Genomic DNA, 19233 nt, shown 5'->3' on the forward strand with positions numbered 1-19233 from the left:
CAGAGCTTGATACGACCCTTTTAAGTGTTATAATTACTATCTGTAACTTTTAGGAGCAGTCATTTTTGTTTTGACACCGCTTCCTTGTATTATAAGGTTGATGAACTATTATTTTTTTACAGAAGAGGGAGTATAACGTGCATTCAGTCCATCAATGATTTCTTGTGTGATGTTGTATGCCGGATTAGCGTATAGCAAATTGTCAAATCCTGTATTGCTGATAATTAGATCATATCCTTTGTTTTGATTATAAATTTTCAAGAATGAATTGATAGAATCACGTAACTGCAAGCTGTTCTTTTGATTTTCAGAAGCTAGTTCGTCGCTTAGTTTCTGTTGCAGTGCCTGCAGTTCTTGTTGTTGCTTCATCAGTCTCATCTGTTCTTGTTCAGCACGTTCACGTGTAGCGAAGCCATTATTTTCCAGTTTGCGTTGGAATTCTTTAGCATCAGCATCCAGCTTCTTTGCTTTTTCATTTAAAGTAGTGCGGATATTTTCTTCTTTCTGTATCATCACTTCATTTAAGTCATTCCAGAAATTGTACTTAGTCAACAGTGAATCGATTTCCACATAAGCTATTTTCATGTTTGAAGAACCAGCAACGCCGACAGCCGGAGCAGTGGAAGAAGTTGCAGCGTTGTTGTTGTCGCTACATTGTGCAAACACTAACACGATGGCTAGTGCTAGAAATCCATTCAGGATGAAATTTGTTCTTTTCATAATCTTTTTCACGTATTGTTTATTAATTATTATCCGTTTTGTTTTGCTTTTCAATTTCGGCTATGGCATTTTTATTAGGCTTGCGTGCTTCACGATCTTGTGATTGTACACATCCTACTCCTTTTTTACGGAGTGCCTTATTACCGCTTACATGTGTGTTTGGAAACTTTCCTTTTAGAAAGATTCCGATAGACAATAATGCTATACAGATAGCAACTATTAACACAGTTATAAGGATAGTATCAAGCATTTCTATTATTTTTGTGGTGCAAAGTTAGTGTAAGGCAAGGGAAATGCCAAATTTATTGAAGCATTTCGTATCTGCGGACTAAATTTGCGGAACAAATATAGAATTTTGCAATGATTTAGCTTTCTCTTTTCTCATTAAAAAAGAGGAAGTGTCCTATTTAAGAGAATTATTTAACTATTTTTTGCAAATTTGGAAACTGAATTTGCCTAAACAACATGATTATGAATAAAAAGGATTTAAAGCCGGCATCTGTCTTTTATTATTTTGAAGAGATATGTCAGGTACCCCGTCCCTCGAAAAGAGAGGAGAAAATAATTGCTTATTTGAAAGCCTTCGGTAGAAAACATGGTTTAGAAACTAAGACAGACGAAGTTGGCAATGTATTAATTAAAAAACCTGCCACTCCGGGTAAGGAGAATTTGAAAACTGTGATTTTGCAGTCTCATATAGATATGGTTTGTGAAAAAAACAGTGATGTGGAGCATGATTTTCTAATTGATCCCATTGACACAGTAGTGGACGGTGAATGGTTGAAAGCCAAAGGTACTACATTGGGGGCAGATAATGGTATCGGTGTGGCGACAGAATTAGCTATATTGGCTGCTACTGATATAGAGCATGGTCCGTTAGAGTGTCTTTTCACAGTGGATGAAGAAACTGGATTGACGGGTGCTTTTGCATTGAAACCAGGGTTTATGACTGGTGATATTTTGATTAATTTGGACTCGGAAGATGAAGGAGAATTATTCATCGGCTGTGCCGGTGGTGCAAATACTACAGCGGAATTTACTTATCAGCCTGTTTCTGCTCCACAGGATTATTTCTATTTCCGTGTAACGGTCAAGGGATTGACAGGTGGACACTCCGGTGATGATATTAATAAAGGTAGAGCGAATGCTAATAAGCTGCTGAATCGTTTTCTGACTCAGTTGGCTTCTAAATATATTTTATATTTATGTGAGATTGATGGTGGAAACCTGCATAATGCCATACCTCGTGAGGCACAGGCATTATGTGCGGTACCTATGAAGGATAAGGAATCGGTTCGTGTAGATTTGAATATCTATACTGCAGAACTGGAGAATGAATATGCTGCGACGGAACCGAACTTGAGAACCGAACTCTCTTCTGAATCCCCTTGTAAGGAAGCGATAGATATGACTACTGCCGGACATCTTCTGAGAGCTGTTTACGCTGTGCACAATGGGGTGTATGCCATGAGTCAGGATATTCCAGGATTAGTAGAAACTTCGTCTAATCTTGCTTCCATCAAACAGGTAGAGGGAAACAAGATTAAAATAGTGACTAGCCAGCGCAGCTCCATTCTTTCATCACGCAAGAATATGTCCGAGATGATCCGTTCTGCTTTTCTTTTGGGAGGTGCTGAAGTAATAACTGGTGACGGATATCCAGGATGGAAACCGAATACGGATTCTCCTGTTTTGAAAATTGCGATAGATAGCTATAAAAAACTTTTTGGTGTGGAACCTAAAGTAAAGGCAATTCATGCCGGATTGGAGTGTGGGTTGTTCCTTGAGAAATATCCGTCACTGGATATGGTTTCCTTTGGACCTACTTTGCGTGGTGTTCATTCACCTGATGAACGTATGCTGATACCTACTGTAGATAAATTCTGGCGTCATTTGCTGGATGTATTGGTTAATATACCGACAAAATAATTTATATGAAGAAAACAATTCTATTCCTTTGTTTGTGCTACCTGGTAGGGGTGACGTATGCACAGGAACCGTTCCGGGTAATGTTCTATAATGTAGAGAATTTGTTCGATTGTCAGCACGACACGTTGAAAAATGATTATGAATTTTTGCCGGATGCTCCGAAAGGATGGACGCAAGCGCGCTATCATGATAAATTGGCTAGGATAGCTAAAGTTATTATTGCCACGGGTGAGGAAAATGTTCCCGATTTGGTGGGACTTTGTGAAGTGGAAAATGATCATTGCTTGAAAGATCTGACAGAAAACTCGCCATTACGCGAGGCGGGTTATCGCTATGTCATGACTGATTCTCCTGATGAGCGTGGTATTGACGTGGCGTTGCTTTATCAACGTGGTACCTTTAAATTAGTAGGGAAAAACTGTATTTCTGTTCCTTATAAGGAAATAGAGCGTCGGCCTACACGTGATATACTTCATGTGACAGGGCAGGTAGCTTCCGGAGATACATTGGATGTGTTTGTGTGTCACATGCCTTCTCGTGCAGGCGGTGAGGAGAAGAGTGAACCCTACCGCCTTTTTACGGCGCAGATATTGAAGATAGCGGCAGATTCTGTTATGAATATCCGTCAGCATCCTAATGTAATGATTATGGGTGATTTTAATGATTATCCCACTAATAATTCTATTGCAAAAGTATTGGGGGCTGTGGCTCCGAAAAGTGGAGTGCAGGCCAAGAAATTATATAATCTGATGGACGGGCGTAAGGAGGGAACCTATCGTTATCGAGGTGAGTGGGGAATACTTGATCAGCTGATTGTTTCCGGTTTTTTGTTACAAGGGCATGATAGTATGCGCACTTCATATGATAAGGCACAGATTTTAAAATATCCGTTCCTGCTGGAAGAGGATGAAAAATATGGTGGTAATATTCCATCACGTACCTATTGGGGAAAGAAATATCATGGTGGTTATAGCGACCATTTGCCAGTGTGTGTGGACTTTGAAATTGGAAAATAGGGAGAGATTGGTGGTTAGTGATAAATGGACTGCGCTATTATGCCGCAGGTGTTAATCACTAACCGCTATATATTTCTATTCATGATGATAAGGACCGTTGTTCAATATAGTCATCGCCCGGTATAGCTGTTCTACGAAAATAAGGCGTATCATTTGATGTGAGAAGGTCATCTTGGATAATGAGATCTTTTCTTGGATTACATCATATATTTTGGGTGCAAATCCGTATGGCCCCCCAATGATGAATACTAACCGTTTGTTTACAGTGTGCATTTTGCGTTCTATCCAGTTGGCAAATTCTACGGAACGGAATTCTTTTCCATGTTCATCCAATAAAACCACTACATCGCCCGGCAACAAAGCTTTCAGAATTAATTCTCCTTCCTTCTCTTTTTGTTGCTCCATACTCAGGTTTTTGGTATTCTTGAGCTCGGGGATGACTTCCATATCGAAAGAAATGAAGTGCTTGGTACGTTCCACATAATCATTGATAGCGATGATATAATGTTTTTCGACAGTGCGTCCTACTACTAATAATGTAAGTTTCATACGTTCTTTTCTGGTTTACTTTGCAAAAATACGGAAAATCTCTACCTTTGCCTATCAATTCATAAAAAAACGATAACATTATGGACGAATTAGTAGTAAAAGACTTAATAGACAGACTGATAGACCTGTCTTTTGCTGAAGATATAGGTGATGGGGACCATACTACCTTGTCATGTATTCCCGCAGATGCAATGGGAAAATCAAAGTTGTTGATTAAGGAAGAAGGTATCTTAGCTGGCATTGAAGTGGCTAAAGAAGTATTTCGCCGTTTTGATCCCACAATGAAGGTGGAGGTGTTCATTCAAGATGGAACTCACGTGAAACCGGGTGATGTGGCTATGATGGTGGAAGGTAAAGTTCAGTCACTTCTTCAGACAGAACGCTTGATGCTGAATATCATGCAACGCATGAGTGGCATTGCTACTATGACCAATAAATATGTGAAGAAACTGGAAGGTACGAAAACTCGTGTACTGGATACCCGTAAGACAACTCCGGGTATGCGTATCATGGAGAAGATGGCTGTAAAGATAGGAGGAGGATGCAATCACCGTATCGGTTTGTTTGATATGATTCTGCTGAAAGACAACCATGTGGATTTTGCAGGCGGCATACACAATGCGGTGTCCCGTGCTAAAGAATATTGTAAGGCAAAGGGTAAGAGCTTGAAGATTGAATTGGAAGTGCGTAATTTTGACGAATTGAATCAGGCGTTGGCAGAAGGTGTGGATCGTATTATGTTTGATAACTTTACACCTGAAGATACTCGTAAAGCTGTAGAGATAGTAGGAGGACGTTGCGAAACCGAGTCTTCTGGTGGTATTACTTACGATACTATGTTACCCTATGCGCAGGCAGGAGTGGATTTCATTTCTTTTGGTGCGTTGACCCATTCTGTAAAAGGATTGGATATGAGCTTCAAGGCTTGTTAAGGAAATGTTTTATGATAAGAGAGAACTTCAAATTTTGGATCTTTTTTTGAAATATGAATGACGTAAGTGGTACGAATAAAATTAAAATAAATTCGTACATTTGCGTCATTGATATTAGTTTCTTTTATTTTCTTCTTTAAATCGGGTAGGTGTCATTCCTTTTACTTGTTTAAAGGAGGTACTGAAATACCTCGGATAGGAAAAGCCTACCTCGTAAGATATTTCGTTGATATTCATGTTGGTATTTGTAAGCAAGTAAACAGATTTTTCTATGCGTAGTTTATTGATATAGTCATTAACGCCCAACCCGGTTAGAAGTTTTACCTTATTATATAAGGATGCTCTGCTCATAGCCATTTTATCTGTGAGAAACTTAATGGAAAGTTCCTCTCCAGCCATATTTTCATTAATAAGTATATTGAGTTTGGCGATGAATTCCTCATCTTCTTTACTGTTTTTCTTTTGAGACTGTTCTGTTTCTATCCTTTTTTCGTTTTTTTCTTTTACTAGCCTATTAGATGATAATTCCGTTGCAGGAATGTTTTCTTCGACTGGTATTTTTTCTTCTTTGTTTTTTAAGATGTCGTTCAATATAGCTTGTAGGAAGTGGTTCATATTGCCTTTCATATATTTCTCTTTCCGTCGGAAATAAATGTAGCCTATACCGGCTGTGGTAATAATAAACAAGATGGCGGCTATGCCGATGAACCAGCTGGTCTTATACCAAGGAGGAGTAACGATTATGTTTATCAATTTTTGGGGTGTGGTATGATTCCCGTCTTTAGTATTGCAAGAAACCCGTATTGTGTAGTTGCCTGCGGATAGAGAGGATAAATTTAAAGTTGGATCGTAAGTTTCAATCAATTGTTTGCTTCTACTTTCAATTATGTATCGGAGCAGGTATTTTTGGAATATGTCTCTGTTCTTTATTCGAAGGTGGATGGAAAGAGAATTGTAGTTCCAAGGTATGTTTATTGTATTCTCTTTGATTTTTTTTAAATAAGGACTACCGTTAAGGAGAATGTCGGACAGGTATATTTCTGGTATCTGAGTTTCAGTTTCGGGAATGTTTGTGTTGATTTTTACCAATCCTTCGGATCCACCTAGATAGATGTAATTCTTATTAGATTGTTTTTGGTATGCGAATAAAATTTCGTTAGATGGGAAACCATCAGAACTATTCCAGATAGTAAATTTATTTTCTTTGATAATATAAGAATATAGTTGATTTTGAGCACAGATCCATAGACGTCCTTTTCTATCGGCAATGAGGAAGGATATGTTATTAAATAGTTTGGTGTGTATGCGATGGTATTTTCGACTTTTCAAGTCGAAGAATCCAAGTCCTTTGTCGGTTCCGGTCCATATTATATCGTTGTTGTCATAAGACATGGAAGTGATGGTTTCATTTTTTTCCAACTCGAATAGTAATCGGATACTGTCATTTTGTTGATCTACCCAAAAAGCTTGGTGAGCGTATTTTAAAAGAGAGAATTTATCGTTGGAGTATGATAGACAAAGTGCATTATTAGAGAAGTCGTAGTGACGATCTGTTTGCATCTTTGAGAATGTGTGGTTATGTGTATTATATGCATATGCATTACGACTGATTATATATATTTTGTTGTTTGCCACTTGATTGGCCAAAGGAAGGTAACCATAAAAACATTCTTTATAGTTGGTCTCTTTATCTATAATGGTGAAAGGACGATATTGCTGCGTCTTTTTATTGAACAGGAAAATGCCTTTGGTATACAAAGAAACCATTAATTCAGATTCAGATATTTCAGCAATGGAAATAACTTTATCTCCGTAGGTTGAGGGGAAATGGGTAAATTTGTCAGTAGAAGGGTCGTATAGGTTGATACCTCCTCCATCAGTTCCAATCCAAACTTTTCCATTCTTTTCTTCGTAAAGGCTGATGATTGATTTTTCACTGAGTCCGTTGGGATTGTTTAAAACGGCATCTTTATATGTCTTAATGTACGTTTCTTTAATACAGAATATGCCTCCGCGTACGCTTCCTGCCCATAAGTTTTTTTCTTGGTCTTTATAGAGCAAGGTGATGGAGTTTACTGGTAGGGAAGAATAGTCTCCTACTATATGTTGAAGTTGTGAGAATTGTTGAGTATGGGGAGCAAATTGGTTGATGCCACTTCCGTCTGTAGCCAACCATAGTTTGCCATTGTGTTCTGTTATGTCTAAAATATAATTGTTGTTTAATCCGGAATTTGTTTGAGTATAGTGTTCTTGGATTTTTCCTGTTTGGTCATAGCAATATAGTCCAGATCCATAAAAGGATGTGTAAATATGCTGGTCAAGAGTTATGTATAACGATGTCAGCAGGTTAGGACTGCTTGGAATAAAAAGACTAAATTGTTGAGTTTGACAGTTGTACGAGTAGATTCCTTTTCTTCGGGTACCTACTAAAATTTTGTTTTTATCGAGATAAACCATTTTTTGGATTCTATAATCTACCATGTTGATATTTTTTTTCTTTTCTTGTTTTTTAATGTGAATGATCTTTGTTTTTTTACTATGATAGTCGTAGCAATATATGGTATTCTCGCTGCCAAACCATATTCCACCTTTTACTTTGATAGAAGAATAGATCGCTTGGGAAATGATAGTATTAAATCGGTCCTGTTCGGCATCATAAAGGGCTAACCCTTTGGGAGTTGCTATCCAAAGATTTCCTAATGAGTCTTCTGTCAGATGATTGATATAATTACTAGGTAGAGAGTGGGGATCGTCTGAATGGTGCAGATAGGTTTTGATTCCCTCTTGAGTATAACTGTTCAATCCATTTTGGGTACCTATCCATAAAGTACCTTTATGGTCTAGCAGGATGGATTGGACAGTAGCTTGGGAAAGTCCTTGCTCTATAGAGAGCTGGGTGAACGAATAATTGACACTGTGTTCGGAAGAGAACAATTTTGTGTCTGCCCATAAGAATAAAATGATAATTAAGGTCCGATACATTGTATTTTTTATTTTTTGCAAAAATACATTTTTTTTCTTTTGATAAGAATTTAAGGATTATTTTTCAGTATGAAGTAATAAGAATACTAAGATATTTTAGAAATAAAAATTGAGAAATATCCCCTTATTAGACAGAAATGGACTTGATTTATACAATTTCTGATCTTTTTAGTTGATAAATAGACTAAGTTTGCACAGTTAAATTTTTAAAATAAGTTTTGTGAACCAAAATTAATGTAGTATGAAAAATGTTATACTTTTATTATTGTCGGTATGTGGTATGCTTGCTTGTACTCATACACCGAAATGGGAATTAGTGTGGGAAGATAATTTTGATGGTGCGGAACCTGATACCACAATATGGAGCCGCATACCTCGCGGAAGACCTGATTGGCAAAATACTCAGTCATTTGATAATCGTTGTTATGAAATGCGTGATGGTTGTTTAATATTAAAGGGAATTGTGAATGATAATATGGATGTAGATACGGCGAAGTATCTGACTGGGGGATTGTGGACAAAAGACAAGCATGCTTTTCATCGGGGACGCATCGAAGTAAGAGCTAGATTGCATGGGGCGAGAGGAGCATGGCCGGCTATATGGACTTTGCCTTATGAAATTGATAAATATGTTTGGCCTATGGGAGGAGAGGTAGATATTATGGAACGTTTGAATTATGATTCTATTGTTTATCAAACCGTGCATTCGCACTATACTTATACATTGGGGATAGAGAATAATCCGAAACATGGAGGCACTGCATCCATTAATCCTGAGGACTTTAATGTATATGGGGTAGATTTTTGGCCGGACAGTTTGGTGTTTCATGTGAATGGAAAACGACATTTTGTTTATCCTCGTATCGAAACGGAACAAGAAGGTCAATTTCCTTTTGATATTCCTCAATATTTGTTGATTGATATGCAATTAGGAGGTACTTGGGTAGGACCAGTGGACTCTACGGATTTACCAGTGGAGATGGAAGTGGACTGGGTACGTCATTATCAATGGAAATAAAGCTATTCTGATATTTGTTGTTGTAATACAAATTATAAATAACCTATTAACTTAATTAAATTGAAATTATGAAAAGACAAAGGCAAAAATTATTTCGCGTGGTTTTGGCAGGCGTCCTGATGATATTTTCATTTATGGTATACGCACAGGAACGTATAGTGACAGGTAAGGTGTATGATTCATCCGGTGAGTCTATTATAGGAGCTAGTGTAATGGTACAGGGTACTATGCAGGGAGTGGTGACTGATATAGACGGTGCTTTTCAGTTGAAGGTGCAACCTTCCCAGTCTTTAGTGATTAGCTTTTTGGGATATCAGGATGTGATCCTGCCGGTAGGAAATAAAAATAATTTTAAAATTATTTTGGAAGAAGACTCCAAAAAGCTGGACGAAGTGGTGGTGGTAGGATACGCTACTCAGAAGAAAGTGAATTTGACAGGATCTGTTGCTTCCGTATCAGCAAAAGATATTCAAGATATTCCGGTGGCTAATACAACTACTTTGCTGCAGGGACGTTTGCCAGGTTTAGTACTAACTCAGAACGGTGCACAAGCTGGTAATGATAATCCAGAAATCAGGATTCGTGGTATTGGTACCTTTGGGAATAATAATCCGATGGTGTTGATTGACGGGGTGGAAGGTAGTATTTCACAAATTGCAGAAATCCCTTCTGCCGATATTGAGAGCATTTCTGTATTGAAGGATGCGGCATCGGCAGCTATTTATGGTGTGCGTGCTGCTAATGGCGTTATTTTGATCACTACTAAGCGGGGACAGGCATCAAGCAAAGTGAAGATTTCGTATTCAGGTAGTTATACTTTGCAGACACCAGGTATTGTTCCCGATTATGTGGATGGTTATAATTGGGCTTTGATGAAAAACGAAGTGAGCACTGGAACTTTTTCACCGGAAGCTTTGCAAAAGTTGCAAGACGGATCAGATCCGGATCATTATGCAAATACCAATTGGCTGGATGCTGTATTGCGTAATGCTAGTATGCACCAGCATCATCTGTCTGTATCAGGAGGTAATGAGAATACCCGTTTTATGACTTCGGTGGCCTATTCCAATCAAGATGGTATCATGATGAAGACAGGAGTAGAACGCTTTTCTTTTCGTTCGAATATTGATACTCGTTACAAACGTTTTACTTTTGGATTGAACTTATCCGGTAATAAGAATAATGTGACTACTCCTGCTGTCGCACCTTCCGGCGAAGGTGGAATCATGCGTTATGTATCCTGGTTTACTCGTCCTACTGTGCCGGTGATGTATTCTAACGGACACTACGGCTATGTAGATGGTTCGTCATTGAGTGCCGAACTGATGAAGAATCCTGTAGAGTCAATGTCTTTAGGGCACCGCAGCAATGAGTATTGGCGTTTTAACGGTAAGGTTTTTGCAGGTATTGATTTATGGGACGGATTGAAGTTCCAGACCAGTTTTGCTTATGCTTTTGATTTAAATGCAACGAAATCTTATTCTCCCAAATCTCCTGCCCGTTATGATGCAGAAGGAAATATTAGAAAAGCGGCAGGGGAAACGAATAAGGAGGAGGATTATTGGTATCGCAATGCAACATGGACGAGTGAGAACCTGTTGACTTATAACAAACAATTTGATAAACATAATGTTAATGTGTTGTTAGGGCACTCTGTTATTGGCTCGCGCTTTTATAAAACGACTGCTTCCATACAGGGCTTTCCTACAGAAAATATTTATGAACTTGATGGAGGAACAATTAATCCGGGTGCAAAAGGCAATTCGGAAGAATATAAACTCCAGTCATTTTTTGGTCGTGTGAATTACGGTTATGATGACCGTTATTTGTTTGAGTTCAATATTCGCCACGATGGTTCATCACGTATGCCTAAAGCCAATCGTTACGCTACATTTCCTTCCGTATCAGGAGGATGGGTATTTTCGAATGAAGAATTAATGAAAGACTATAAAAACTTCTCCCTTGGAAAGTTGCGTTTATCATGGGGTAAGTTGGGTAACCAGGAAATCGGTAATTATGCTTATGCGGCTACTTTGGGCGCAAGCGGAAATTATTTCTTTGACCAAGGTGGGGACAAACAGGCTGGTATGGTACAGACTTCTGTTCCAAATGAAGACATCAAATGGGAAACGACCCGCTCCATCAATGTGGCCCTTGATCTTGGATTCTTTAATAATAGGATACAGACTACTTTTGAATGGTTTGATAAGAAAACTTCTGATATCTTGATGCAATTAGCTATGCCAGGCATATTCTTAGGTTCTCTTAATGCTCCTTATCAGAATGTGGGTGCTGTCCGCAATCGTGGTTGGGAATGGAATGTGAATTACTCGGATAGTAAAGGCGATTGGGTTTGGAATGTAGGTTTCAACTTGTCACACGTGAAGAACGAAATTCTGGAAATGGGCGGTTTGGAAGAAACAATAAGTGGGCAAACAATCAATCGTATTGGCAATCCTATTGGCGCTTATTTTGGATATAAAGCGATTGGTATGTACCGTACAGAAGCTGATTTACAGCGTACTAATTCAAAAGGGGAAGTCATTAAACAAAATGGTGTGGCTCCTAAATTGGGCGATATTATGTATGCTGATTTGAATGATGATGGTAATATTACTGCTGATGATCGTGATATTATTGGCAATCCTTTTCCTAAATATTCTTATAGCTTCAATTTAGGAGCTTCTTGGAAGAATTTTGACTTGTCTACTTTTTGGCAAGGAGTGGGAGGTATTTACCGTTACAGTTGGGAAACTTCTACCGATATTCGCGGTAACTTAACCGAACGTTGGTTGGATCGTTATTCTGCCGGCAACGTAAATGCTTCTATGCCGGCATTGGGTAATACTATGAATGATTCTTATTCTTCATTCTGGTTAGAAAATTCCAGTTACTTACGTTTGAAGAACTTGGAATTCGGCTATACATTCCGTCAGCCTGGACTTGCTAAGATGGGTGTTTCCAGTGTCCGTGTTTATTTTGCCGGAAGCAACCTTTTGACATTTACGTCTTTGAAAAACTGGGATCCGGAAAAAACATCGGGTGATGCTAGAAATGACGTACATCCCAATATGCGCACTTATTCATTTGGGCTAAATATTCAATTCTAACTTATAAGGAGGATATACATTATGGTAAAAAGTACAAAAAATATATGCAGAGTTTTATTTTTTTCTGGAGTGTTATTGGTTACCAGTGCATGTTCAGATAGTTTTTTGCAGACGGATTCTCCGAATCAGCCTTCTCAAACCACTTATTGGCAGACCGAATCGGATGCATTGATGGCTTTGACAGCTTGCTATGATGCCATGCAGAGCCAGAATTTATATGATGACAATATTGATGGCTGGAAGTTTGGATTTCTAGGACGTGAAACCAGTACGGATAATGGAGACCACACATGGGGTGATTGGATGCAGGGAAGTTCTATCTCGAAATGTGCTTCTTCCACTACCGATGAATGCTTTTCTATGTACTGGAATGCTAATTATGAAGTGATTAAGCGTTGTAATATGTTGGTAGAGAATGTGGAACGTATTCCGATGGAGGCTGAAAAGATAGATGCATACAAGGCGGAAGCAATAGCATTACGAGCTTTGATGTATTGCAATCTGACCTCCGTATTCCGTGATGTCCCTTATCTGACGAAACCTTTAACTTTGGCTGAAGCACAGGCTCCCAAGGCGGAACGTAGCCAGATTATTTCGTCCTTGCTGGAAGATTTGAAGACTTGGATTCCTAAAATACCAGTTATAGGGAAAGCGCAAAAAGGACGTATGTCCCAAGAAGCAGGTTATGCCATTATGGGACGAATTGCTCTTTTTAATCAACGTTGGGACGAGGCAATAACGGCTTATAAAAATGTAGTAGGAAAAGTGCAGCTTTTTAAGTCGGGTGACGGAACTGATTATGCTGCCAATTATGCTGATTTGTTTAAAGAGCAAAATGAAACGGCAGCAGAAGTATTGTTGAGTGTCCATTTTAAAGGTCCGGGATTAGGTGAAGGAAGTTGCTTTGGGGTTTGTTGGTCTGCTCCAATGAATGCTATTGAAGGTTCTATGAACTTGTGTGATGATTTTTATTGTATAGATGGGTTGCCCATCGATAAGTCACCTTTATTTAAAGGAAGTCTTGTTCAAGGAGCCCATACGAAGGCTAATCCGGATATGGGACGTTATGAGAATCGTGATCCTCGTATGAAAGGTACATTGATGTTACCTGGTATGGAATGGAACGGAAAACTGTTTACTAATAATTTGCCGGCAAGTTCTACCTGTTGTATTCGTAAATGGTACACTCCAGAAGATACAGTTAATGAATATGACGGTAGTCTTGACTTCTATGTTATCCGTTATGCAGAGGTACTTTTGTCACTTGCTGAAGCTATGATTGAGAAAGGTGGTTATCCACAAGCCGAAATAACAGGATATATTAATGAAGTTCGTGCTCGTGTTGGTATGCCAGCGGTAGAAGTAGTGGAAGGAACTAATTTGAATAAAGAAGAATTGCGCGCCATTGTACGTCACGAACGCCGTGTGGAATTGGCTTTTGAAGATTTGCGTTTTGCAGATCTTTACCGTTGGGGAGAATTTGAAAATGCTCAAAAGCGTATGCAGAAAGACCAGTCATTCTATGGCTTTGGAGTAGTTTCGCGGGGTAATCTTCGTGGTGCGCAAGATTTGGTTTGGCCTATTCCGCAAGGTGAGATTGATACGAATCCGATGTTGGAGCAACATAGTGAATGGAAATAAGAATGATTGAATTATCTATTGTAATATAACTGTGATGAGGTAAGAGATTGTTAAAAGGTATTTTCTTGAAATAAAGGACAAGTATGTGGTGATAAGGCTGTAACTTGTCCTTTATCGTTTGTTTCCTATTATATATGTTCTATTTCATAACGTAGCATATTTTGTTAAATTACAATGTGATGTTATTTATCTTTTCGTCTCTTTGTTTTATCTTTGTCGTTGAATATTATAAGTAATTAAGTATATGAAGAAAAAGAATGTTTTTAAATGGTGGGGAGTTGTTTTGTTATTATGTATGTGTTCTGTTCATGCTGAGGCGCAGGATTTGAAATCTATATTGACAGGAGTGGCAAAGGCGGCAATTGGTAACAAGGCTACTACGGCTCATTCTATTGTGGGGACTTGGTCTTATCAGGCTCCTGAATGTCAGTTCGAGAGTGATCAGTTACTGGCAAAGGCTGGTGGAGAGGTAGCGGCCAAAGAAGTGGAAGAAAAATTACAGACTATATATGATAAGATTGGTTTGACTAGTATTAAGTATATTTTCAAGGAGGATGGTACTTATTCATATATATTGAAAAGACGTACGGTAAGCGGCACTTATGTTTTTGATGAGGAAGCTAAGACGATTATTATGAAAAGTAAGTTGGGCATACAGACGGTAGCTTATGTGACAGTGACAGGCAATAGTATGAGTCTTGTGTTTAATGCCGATAAGTTGATGTCTATTCTAAAGGTGATTACTGGAGCGGCTTCCAAAGTAAATTCTACAGCTGCCACTCTTAACAGTGTAGCTGAAGCTTATGACGGGCTGATGTTAGGATTTGAATTGAAAAAGTAGATGCTTTTTGTAAAATATGGGATACAAGTCTTTTATAAAAGTTGAAAAATTGTGATTGGAAATAATGTTTAAGGATAAAACCGTTTTAACCTTATTATTATGGTTAAAACGGTTTTTTTATTAACATGTATTGTTTTTGTATATACTGGTCATGAATGTAATATATTGCATATATGTGAGAACGGTTTATTCTTGCTCTTTCAGTGCTGCGAAAATCAAACCTTCCAGTTCTTCCGCCAGTTCGGGGTTATCCTGAATCACTTGTTTGGAAGCGTCACGTCCTTGTCCCAGTTTGGTTTCGTTGTAGCTGTACCATGAACCGCTTTTCTTGATGATGCCTAAATCAGCACCCAAATCAATGATTTCACCAGCTCTTGAGATACCTTCACCAAACATGATATCGAATTCGGCTTTACGGAAAGGAGGTGCCACTTTGTTTTTCACTACTTTTACTTTAGTCTGGTTGCCGATTACTTCTTCACCATCTTTCAGTTGAGTGGAGCGACGGATATCCAAACGTACGGAAGCATAGAATTTCAGAGCATTACCACCGGTAGTTGTTTCTGGATTACCAAACATGACACCGATTTTTTCACGCAACTGGTTGATAAAAATACAAGTTGTATTGGTTTTGCTGATGGCTGACGTAAGCTTACGCAAAGCCTGAGACATCAAACGCGCTTGTAAACCTACTTTGTTATCACCCATATCTCCTTCAATCTCAGCTTTTGGAGTCAATGCCGCGACAGAGTCGATAACAATGATATCAATAGCGGATGATCGTATTAGCTGCTCAGCAATTTCAAGTGCCTGCTCACCGTTATCGGGTTGTGATATCCATAAGTTATCTACATCCACTCCCAGTTTGGCCGCATAGAAACGGTCGAAAGCATGTTCGGCATCAATGAAAGCTGCAATGCCGCCTGCCTTCTGAGCTTCAGCAATGGCATGGATAGCCAATGTAGTCTTACCGGATGATTCGGGACCATAAATTTCTATGATTCTACCTTTGGGATAGCCGCCTACCCCTAATGCGGCGTTCAAGGCGATAGACCCGGTAGGAATCACTTCCACTTCCTGTACGTTGTCATCACCCATTTTCATGATAGAGCCTTTACCAAAAGTTTTCTCTATCTTATCCATTGCAGCTTGCAGTGCTTTCAGTTTTTCACTATTTCCGGCACCTGGAGCTGCTGAGAATGGAATTTCTTCGTTATCTTTTTTTGCCATAAATCTGTTGGTTTATAAAATTTGTTGTGCGTGTTCTTTTGTTTTCACCTCTTTGGGAGAGATGATACGTTCAATCACGCCTTCTTCGTTGATGATGAAAGTCGTACGGAATATACCCATATATTTACGTCCGTACATACTTTTTTCTCCCCATACTCCGAATTGTTCTACCAACTTCTTGTCGGTATCGGCAATAAGAGTAAAGGGCAGCTCGTTCTTTTCAATGAATTTCTGATGCGATTTGGCATCATTCACACTGACACCGATTACTTCATAACCATGGGCGCGCAGTTCCGCATAATTATCACGCAAGTTACATGCCTGGGCAGTACAACCCGATGTCATATCTTTAGGATAAAAATAGAGTACTATCTTTTTTCCTTTGTAATCACTTAAACGAATTTCTTCTCCTTTTTCGTTCAAGCCTAATATTTCTGGGACTTTATCTCCTATGTTCATTTTTTTAGTGGTTAATGATTTATGGTTATTGTGGCCGCAGGTATGAATTACTTACCATGGGCCGTTAATCACTTTTTAAAGTTCTAAATCACCATCAAATACTTCATGCCAAGGCAGCCCTTGTTTGTTCAGTTGTTCCATAAATGGATCGGGATCAAACTCTTCTACATTCCATACTCCTGGACGTTTCCACAATCCTTGCAGGAACATCATGGCTCCAATCATGGCAGGAACTCCTGTTGTATAGCTCACTCCCTGCATTCCAGTTTCTTTGTAAGCTTCTTGATGGCTACAGTTGTTGTAAACATAGTAAGTACGTTCTTTGCCATCCTTTACGCCTCGGATGCGGCATCCGATAGAAGTTTCGCCTTCATAATTTTCTCCTAGATCCTGTGGATTGGGGAGTACGGCTTTTAGGAATTGTAACGGAACAATTTTCACTCCGTTATAATCTATTTCGTCAATACGGGCCATACCGATATTCTGGATGACACGCAGATGAGTCAGATATTCCTGACCGAAAGTCATCCAAAAGCGAGCACGTTTGATAGTCGGGAAATTCTTAACTAATGATTCCAGCTCTTCATGATACAGCAAGTAGGAATCACGAGGACCGATATTGGGATAAGTCAGATCCTTGTGGTATTCCAATGGTTTGGTGGTCACCCATTTGCCTTCTTCATAATAACGTCCGTTCTGAGTAATTTCGCGGATATTGATTTCAGGATTAAAATTGGTAGCAAACGCTTTGTGATGGTTACCGGCATTACAGTCCACAATATCCAAGTAGTGCATCTCGTCAAAATGATGTTTTGCAGCGTAGGCTGTATAAATACCACTTACTCCCGGGTCGAACCCACAACCCAGTATAGCTGTCAGTCCTGCGTTTTCAAAACGTTTCTTATAAGCCCACTGCCAACTGTATTCGAAATGAGCTTCATCTTTCGGTTCATAGTTTGCTGTATCCAGATAATTCACTCCAGCCTTCAGACAAGCTTCCATGATGGTCAGATCTTGATAAGGCAGAGCTACATTGATGACGATTTCGGGTTTGAAACTATTAAACAGGGCTACCAGTTCGTCTACATTGTCCGCATCTACCTGTGCAGTCTTAATAGCTGGATTGCCGATAGCTTTTACGATTGCATCACATTTTGATTTTGTACGGCTGGCGATCATGATGTCAGTGAATACATCCGGATTCTGAGCCACTTTGTGTGCTACGACAGTACCTACACCGCCTGCACCGATAATTAATACTTTACCCATTTGCTGTTTTTTATTCTTGTTAAAATAAAATGCCCGGCAAACATTACCGTTCACAGGGCAAAGATAACAAAATATTTTGGGTATTAGTTGATACGATCTAGTTTCTTATTGGTGAAATCTAATGTTTTTCTTTCGTAGGACCATGTTTCATGGCTACCCGTGACTATATGAATGCGTATGGGATTACCCAAAGCCAAACGACATTCGTCGGTTGTCATTCCTTTCTGTACCTTACCGCGGCTTATCATGTTCCAAACTTCTTCTGTGATATTCGGATACTTGGCTCGTAAGTTACCTATGCCGAATAGAACCGTAAAATAATTGTCTGATTGTAAAATCACATCAACTACACTCGTATGGGTGAATGTAGCTTTTATCTTATAATTCTTTCCATCTATGTCTTCCAGCTCTAAAAAGATGTAAGGGGAGTTGTTTTGTGAGATTATATTTTTGATGGTGAATTGTGTATATCGGGGAAGTCTCACCGGAGTATCTGTTTCATCCAGACATTCCGTTTCCGCTTTCAGATAGACAGGTTTTTTCCCATATTTGCTCATCAGGTTCTTTGATTTTTTTGTATTTGCATCACTGAAGCTAAATGAATTTGGAAAATATTTATTTTTATTTTCCATAATAAAATCACTGTCTGCCATGCCGCAATTAGTCTTTGATATAGCTACCGGCTGATAGTAGGTGTTTCCTTTCTTGTCTTGGAATACGATTTTTACAGGGTATGCGCGGCTGCCCACTCTGACAGCTGTTACAGTTACTTCTTCATTCATACCAATCGGGACTTCTTTATAGCCCGATGTGCTGTTGGGGTCATCTATACGTACTTTGTTGGTACGCATATATAAGGTTTGTCTTTCCAGCAACTCTTTGGCTATGTCCACATCACCCAGGTAGGCAAGGGTAGGGATACCAGCTTTGGGCTTTAGGCAATATTGTTCCAAAGTGGTGTTTTTAAGTTCGTGATAATATTGTTGCCCTTCACATTCAAAGTTAAAATGTACAAAACCCCGTTCGGTAATTTCCGAACCTAGATATTCAAAAATTTTATGTTTTAAATCTCCTGTATCCACCTCCTTATTAGTCTCCGTCGATTTAAAAGGAGGAATAATGATGTCTTTACGTTCCGGTATCACCATGAATTTCATGCCTGGTGTCCAGTCACACAGGTTGTAATGCTTGAAATGATCGTTTATAAACTGTTTTTCCAAAGACTCTACGGAAATACTTGTTTGTTGTGAAGTAGTCGTGACTATATATCCGTTTTGTGCATAAGTGCATAAGCTACAGCTTGTTGCCCCAATTAAAATGGTTAAAAACTTTTTCATCGCTTTAAGTGTTAGTATATATAAATTCATACAAAGGTATAAAATTTTTGTGTATAATTGCTATAGTGAAAAATAAAATGGTTAGTTTTGCACACTAAACTAACAGATTTAACAAAAAAATAATATCCTCAAATCCGCAACTAAGCCCTTGAACGTCCTTATTGCGTTTACACGTCCTCTCATTACTGAATTTGCAGATA

Annotated in this window: 15 protein-coding genes; 7 read left to right on the plus strand and 8 right to left on the minus strand. The window is 38.8% G+C overall.

All coding sequences use genetic code 11. The features are described from left to right. Positions 1 to 108: 108 nt before the first annotated feature. Both AB5935_RS20845 and AB5935_RS20850 read right to left on the minus strand, forming a co-directional pair. Positions 109 to 720 (minus strand): OmpH family outer membrane protein, encoded by a 612-nt coding sequence (locus AB5935_RS20845; RefSeq protein WP_007837318.1) that lies wholly within the window; start codon positions 718 to 720, stop codon positions 109 to 111. Between the two features lie 22 nt (positions 721 to 742). Further along, positions 743 to 970: a hypothetical protein gene (locus tag AB5935_RS20850; protein ID WP_007837320.1), complete on the minus strand. Its 228-nt coding sequence runs from the start codon at positions 968 to 970 to the stop codon at positions 743 to 745. A 221-nt stretch (positions 971 to 1191) separates the two neighbouring features. Between AB5935_RS20850 and AB5935_RS20855 the strand changes: the two genes are divergently transcribed. Both AB5935_RS20855 and AB5935_RS20860 read left to right on the plus strand, forming a co-directional pair. After that, entirely contained in the window at positions 1192 to 2649 is a 1458-nt protein-coding gene (locus AB5935_RS20855; RefSeq protein ID WP_007842471.1) for an aminoacyl-histidine dipeptidase, read from the plus strand. 5 nt (positions 2650 to 2654) lie between these two features. Further along, positions 2655 to 3665, plus strand: coding sequence for an endonuclease (locus AB5935_RS20860; protein WP_038608984.1), 1011 nt, complete (start codon positions 2655 to 2657; stop codon positions 3663 to 3665). A 75-nt stretch (positions 3666 to 3740) separates the two neighbouring features. On the opposite strand, the gene rlmH is transcribed toward AB5935_RS20860, so the two are convergent. Further along, the gene (rlmH, locus tag AB5935_RS20865) at positions 3741 to 4214 is read right to left on the minus strand and encodes a 23S rRNA (pseudouridine(1915)-N(3))-methyltransferase RlmH (protein WP_038608989.1); all 474 of its coding nucleotides are present in this window, start codon (positions 4212 to 4214) and stop codon (positions 3741 to 3743) included. 80 nt (positions 4215 to 4294) lie between these two features. Here rlmH and nadC point away from each other — a divergent pair, with 80 nt between their 5' ends. Further along, a complete protein-coding gene (gene nadC, locus AB5935_RS20870) occupies positions 4295 to 5146 on the plus strand; it encodes a carboxylating nicotinate-nucleotide diphosphorylase (protein WP_007837327.1) in 852 nt (283 codons plus the stop codon). A gap of 114 nt (positions 5147 to 5260) precedes the next feature. Here the strand turns inward: nadC and AB5935_RS20875 are convergent, their stop codons facing one another. Beyond that, entirely contained in the window at positions 5261 to 8128 is a 2868-nt protein-coding gene (locus tag AB5935_RS20875; RefSeq protein WP_007842474.1) for a two-component regulator propeller domain-containing protein, read from the minus strand. 241 nt (positions 8129 to 8369) lie between these two features. On the opposite strand from AB5935_RS20875, the gene AB5935_RS20880 reads away from it, so the two are divergent. From AB5935_RS20880 to AB5935_RS20895, 4 genes are all read left to right on the plus strand, one after another. Continuing rightward, positions 8370 to 9146, plus strand: coding sequence for a glycoside hydrolase family 16 protein (locus tag AB5935_RS20880; protein ID WP_007842475.1), 777 nt, complete (start codon positions 8370 to 8372; stop codon positions 9144 to 9146). Positions 9147 to 9214: 68 nt separating this feature from the next. After that, the gene (locus AB5935_RS20885; RefSeq protein ID WP_038608992.1) at positions 9215 to 12256 is read left to right on the plus strand and encodes a SusC/RagA family TonB-linked outer membrane protein; all 3042 of its coding nucleotides are present in this window, start codon (positions 9215 to 9217) and stop codon (positions 12254 to 12256) included. 105 nt (positions 12257 to 12361) lie between these two features. After that, positions 12362 to 13897 (plus strand): RagB/SusD family nutrient uptake outer membrane protein, encoded by a 1536-nt coding sequence (locus AB5935_RS20890; protein ID WP_368327544.1) that lies wholly within the window; start codon positions 12362 to 12364, stop codon positions 13895 to 13897. 244 nt (positions 13898 to 14141) lie between these two features. Next, positions 14142 to 14738, plus strand: a complete 597-nt coding sequence (locus AB5935_RS20895; RefSeq protein ID WP_007845380.1) for a DUF4923 family protein — start codon at positions 14142 to 14144, stop codon at positions 14736 to 14738. A gap of 186 nt (positions 14739 to 14924) precedes the next feature. On the opposite strand, the gene recA is transcribed toward AB5935_RS20895, so the two are convergent. The 4 genes from recA to AB5935_RS20915 form a co-directional block, all read right to left on the minus strand. Beyond that, positions 14925 to 15968 carry a recombinase RecA gene (gene recA / locus AB5935_RS20900; RefSeq protein ID WP_007837333.1) on the minus strand — a complete coding sequence of 348 codons (1044 nt, stop codon included), beginning with the start codon at positions 15966 to 15968 and terminating at the stop codon, positions 14925 to 14927. 12 nt (positions 15969 to 15980) lie between these two features. After that, complete coding sequence (gene bcp, locus AB5935_RS20905; protein WP_007837334.1) at positions 15981 to 16427, minus strand: thioredoxin-dependent thiol peroxidase; 447 nt, start codon at positions 16425 to 16427, stop codon at positions 15981 to 15983. A 75-nt stretch (positions 16428 to 16502) separates the two neighbouring features. Continuing rightward, a complete protein-coding gene (locus tag AB5935_RS20910) occupies positions 16503 to 17696 on the minus strand; it encodes a saccharopine dehydrogenase family protein (protein ID WP_007842483.1) in 1194 nt (397 codons plus the stop codon). Positions 17697 to 17779: 83 nt separating this feature from the next. Further along, a complete protein-coding gene (locus AB5935_RS20915; protein ID WP_038608995.1) occupies positions 17780 to 19033 on the minus strand; it encodes a hypothetical protein in 1254 nt (417 codons plus the stop codon). Between the last annotated feature and the right edge of the window lie 200 nt (positions 19034 to 19233).

It is taken from the genome of Phocaeicola sp. RTP21198st1_B8_RTP21198_201120, assembly GCF_040929485.1.
GTDB classification, from domain to species: domain Bacteria; phylum Bacteroidota; class Bacteroidia; order Bacteroidales; family Bacteroidaceae; genus Phocaeicola; species Phocaeicola dorei.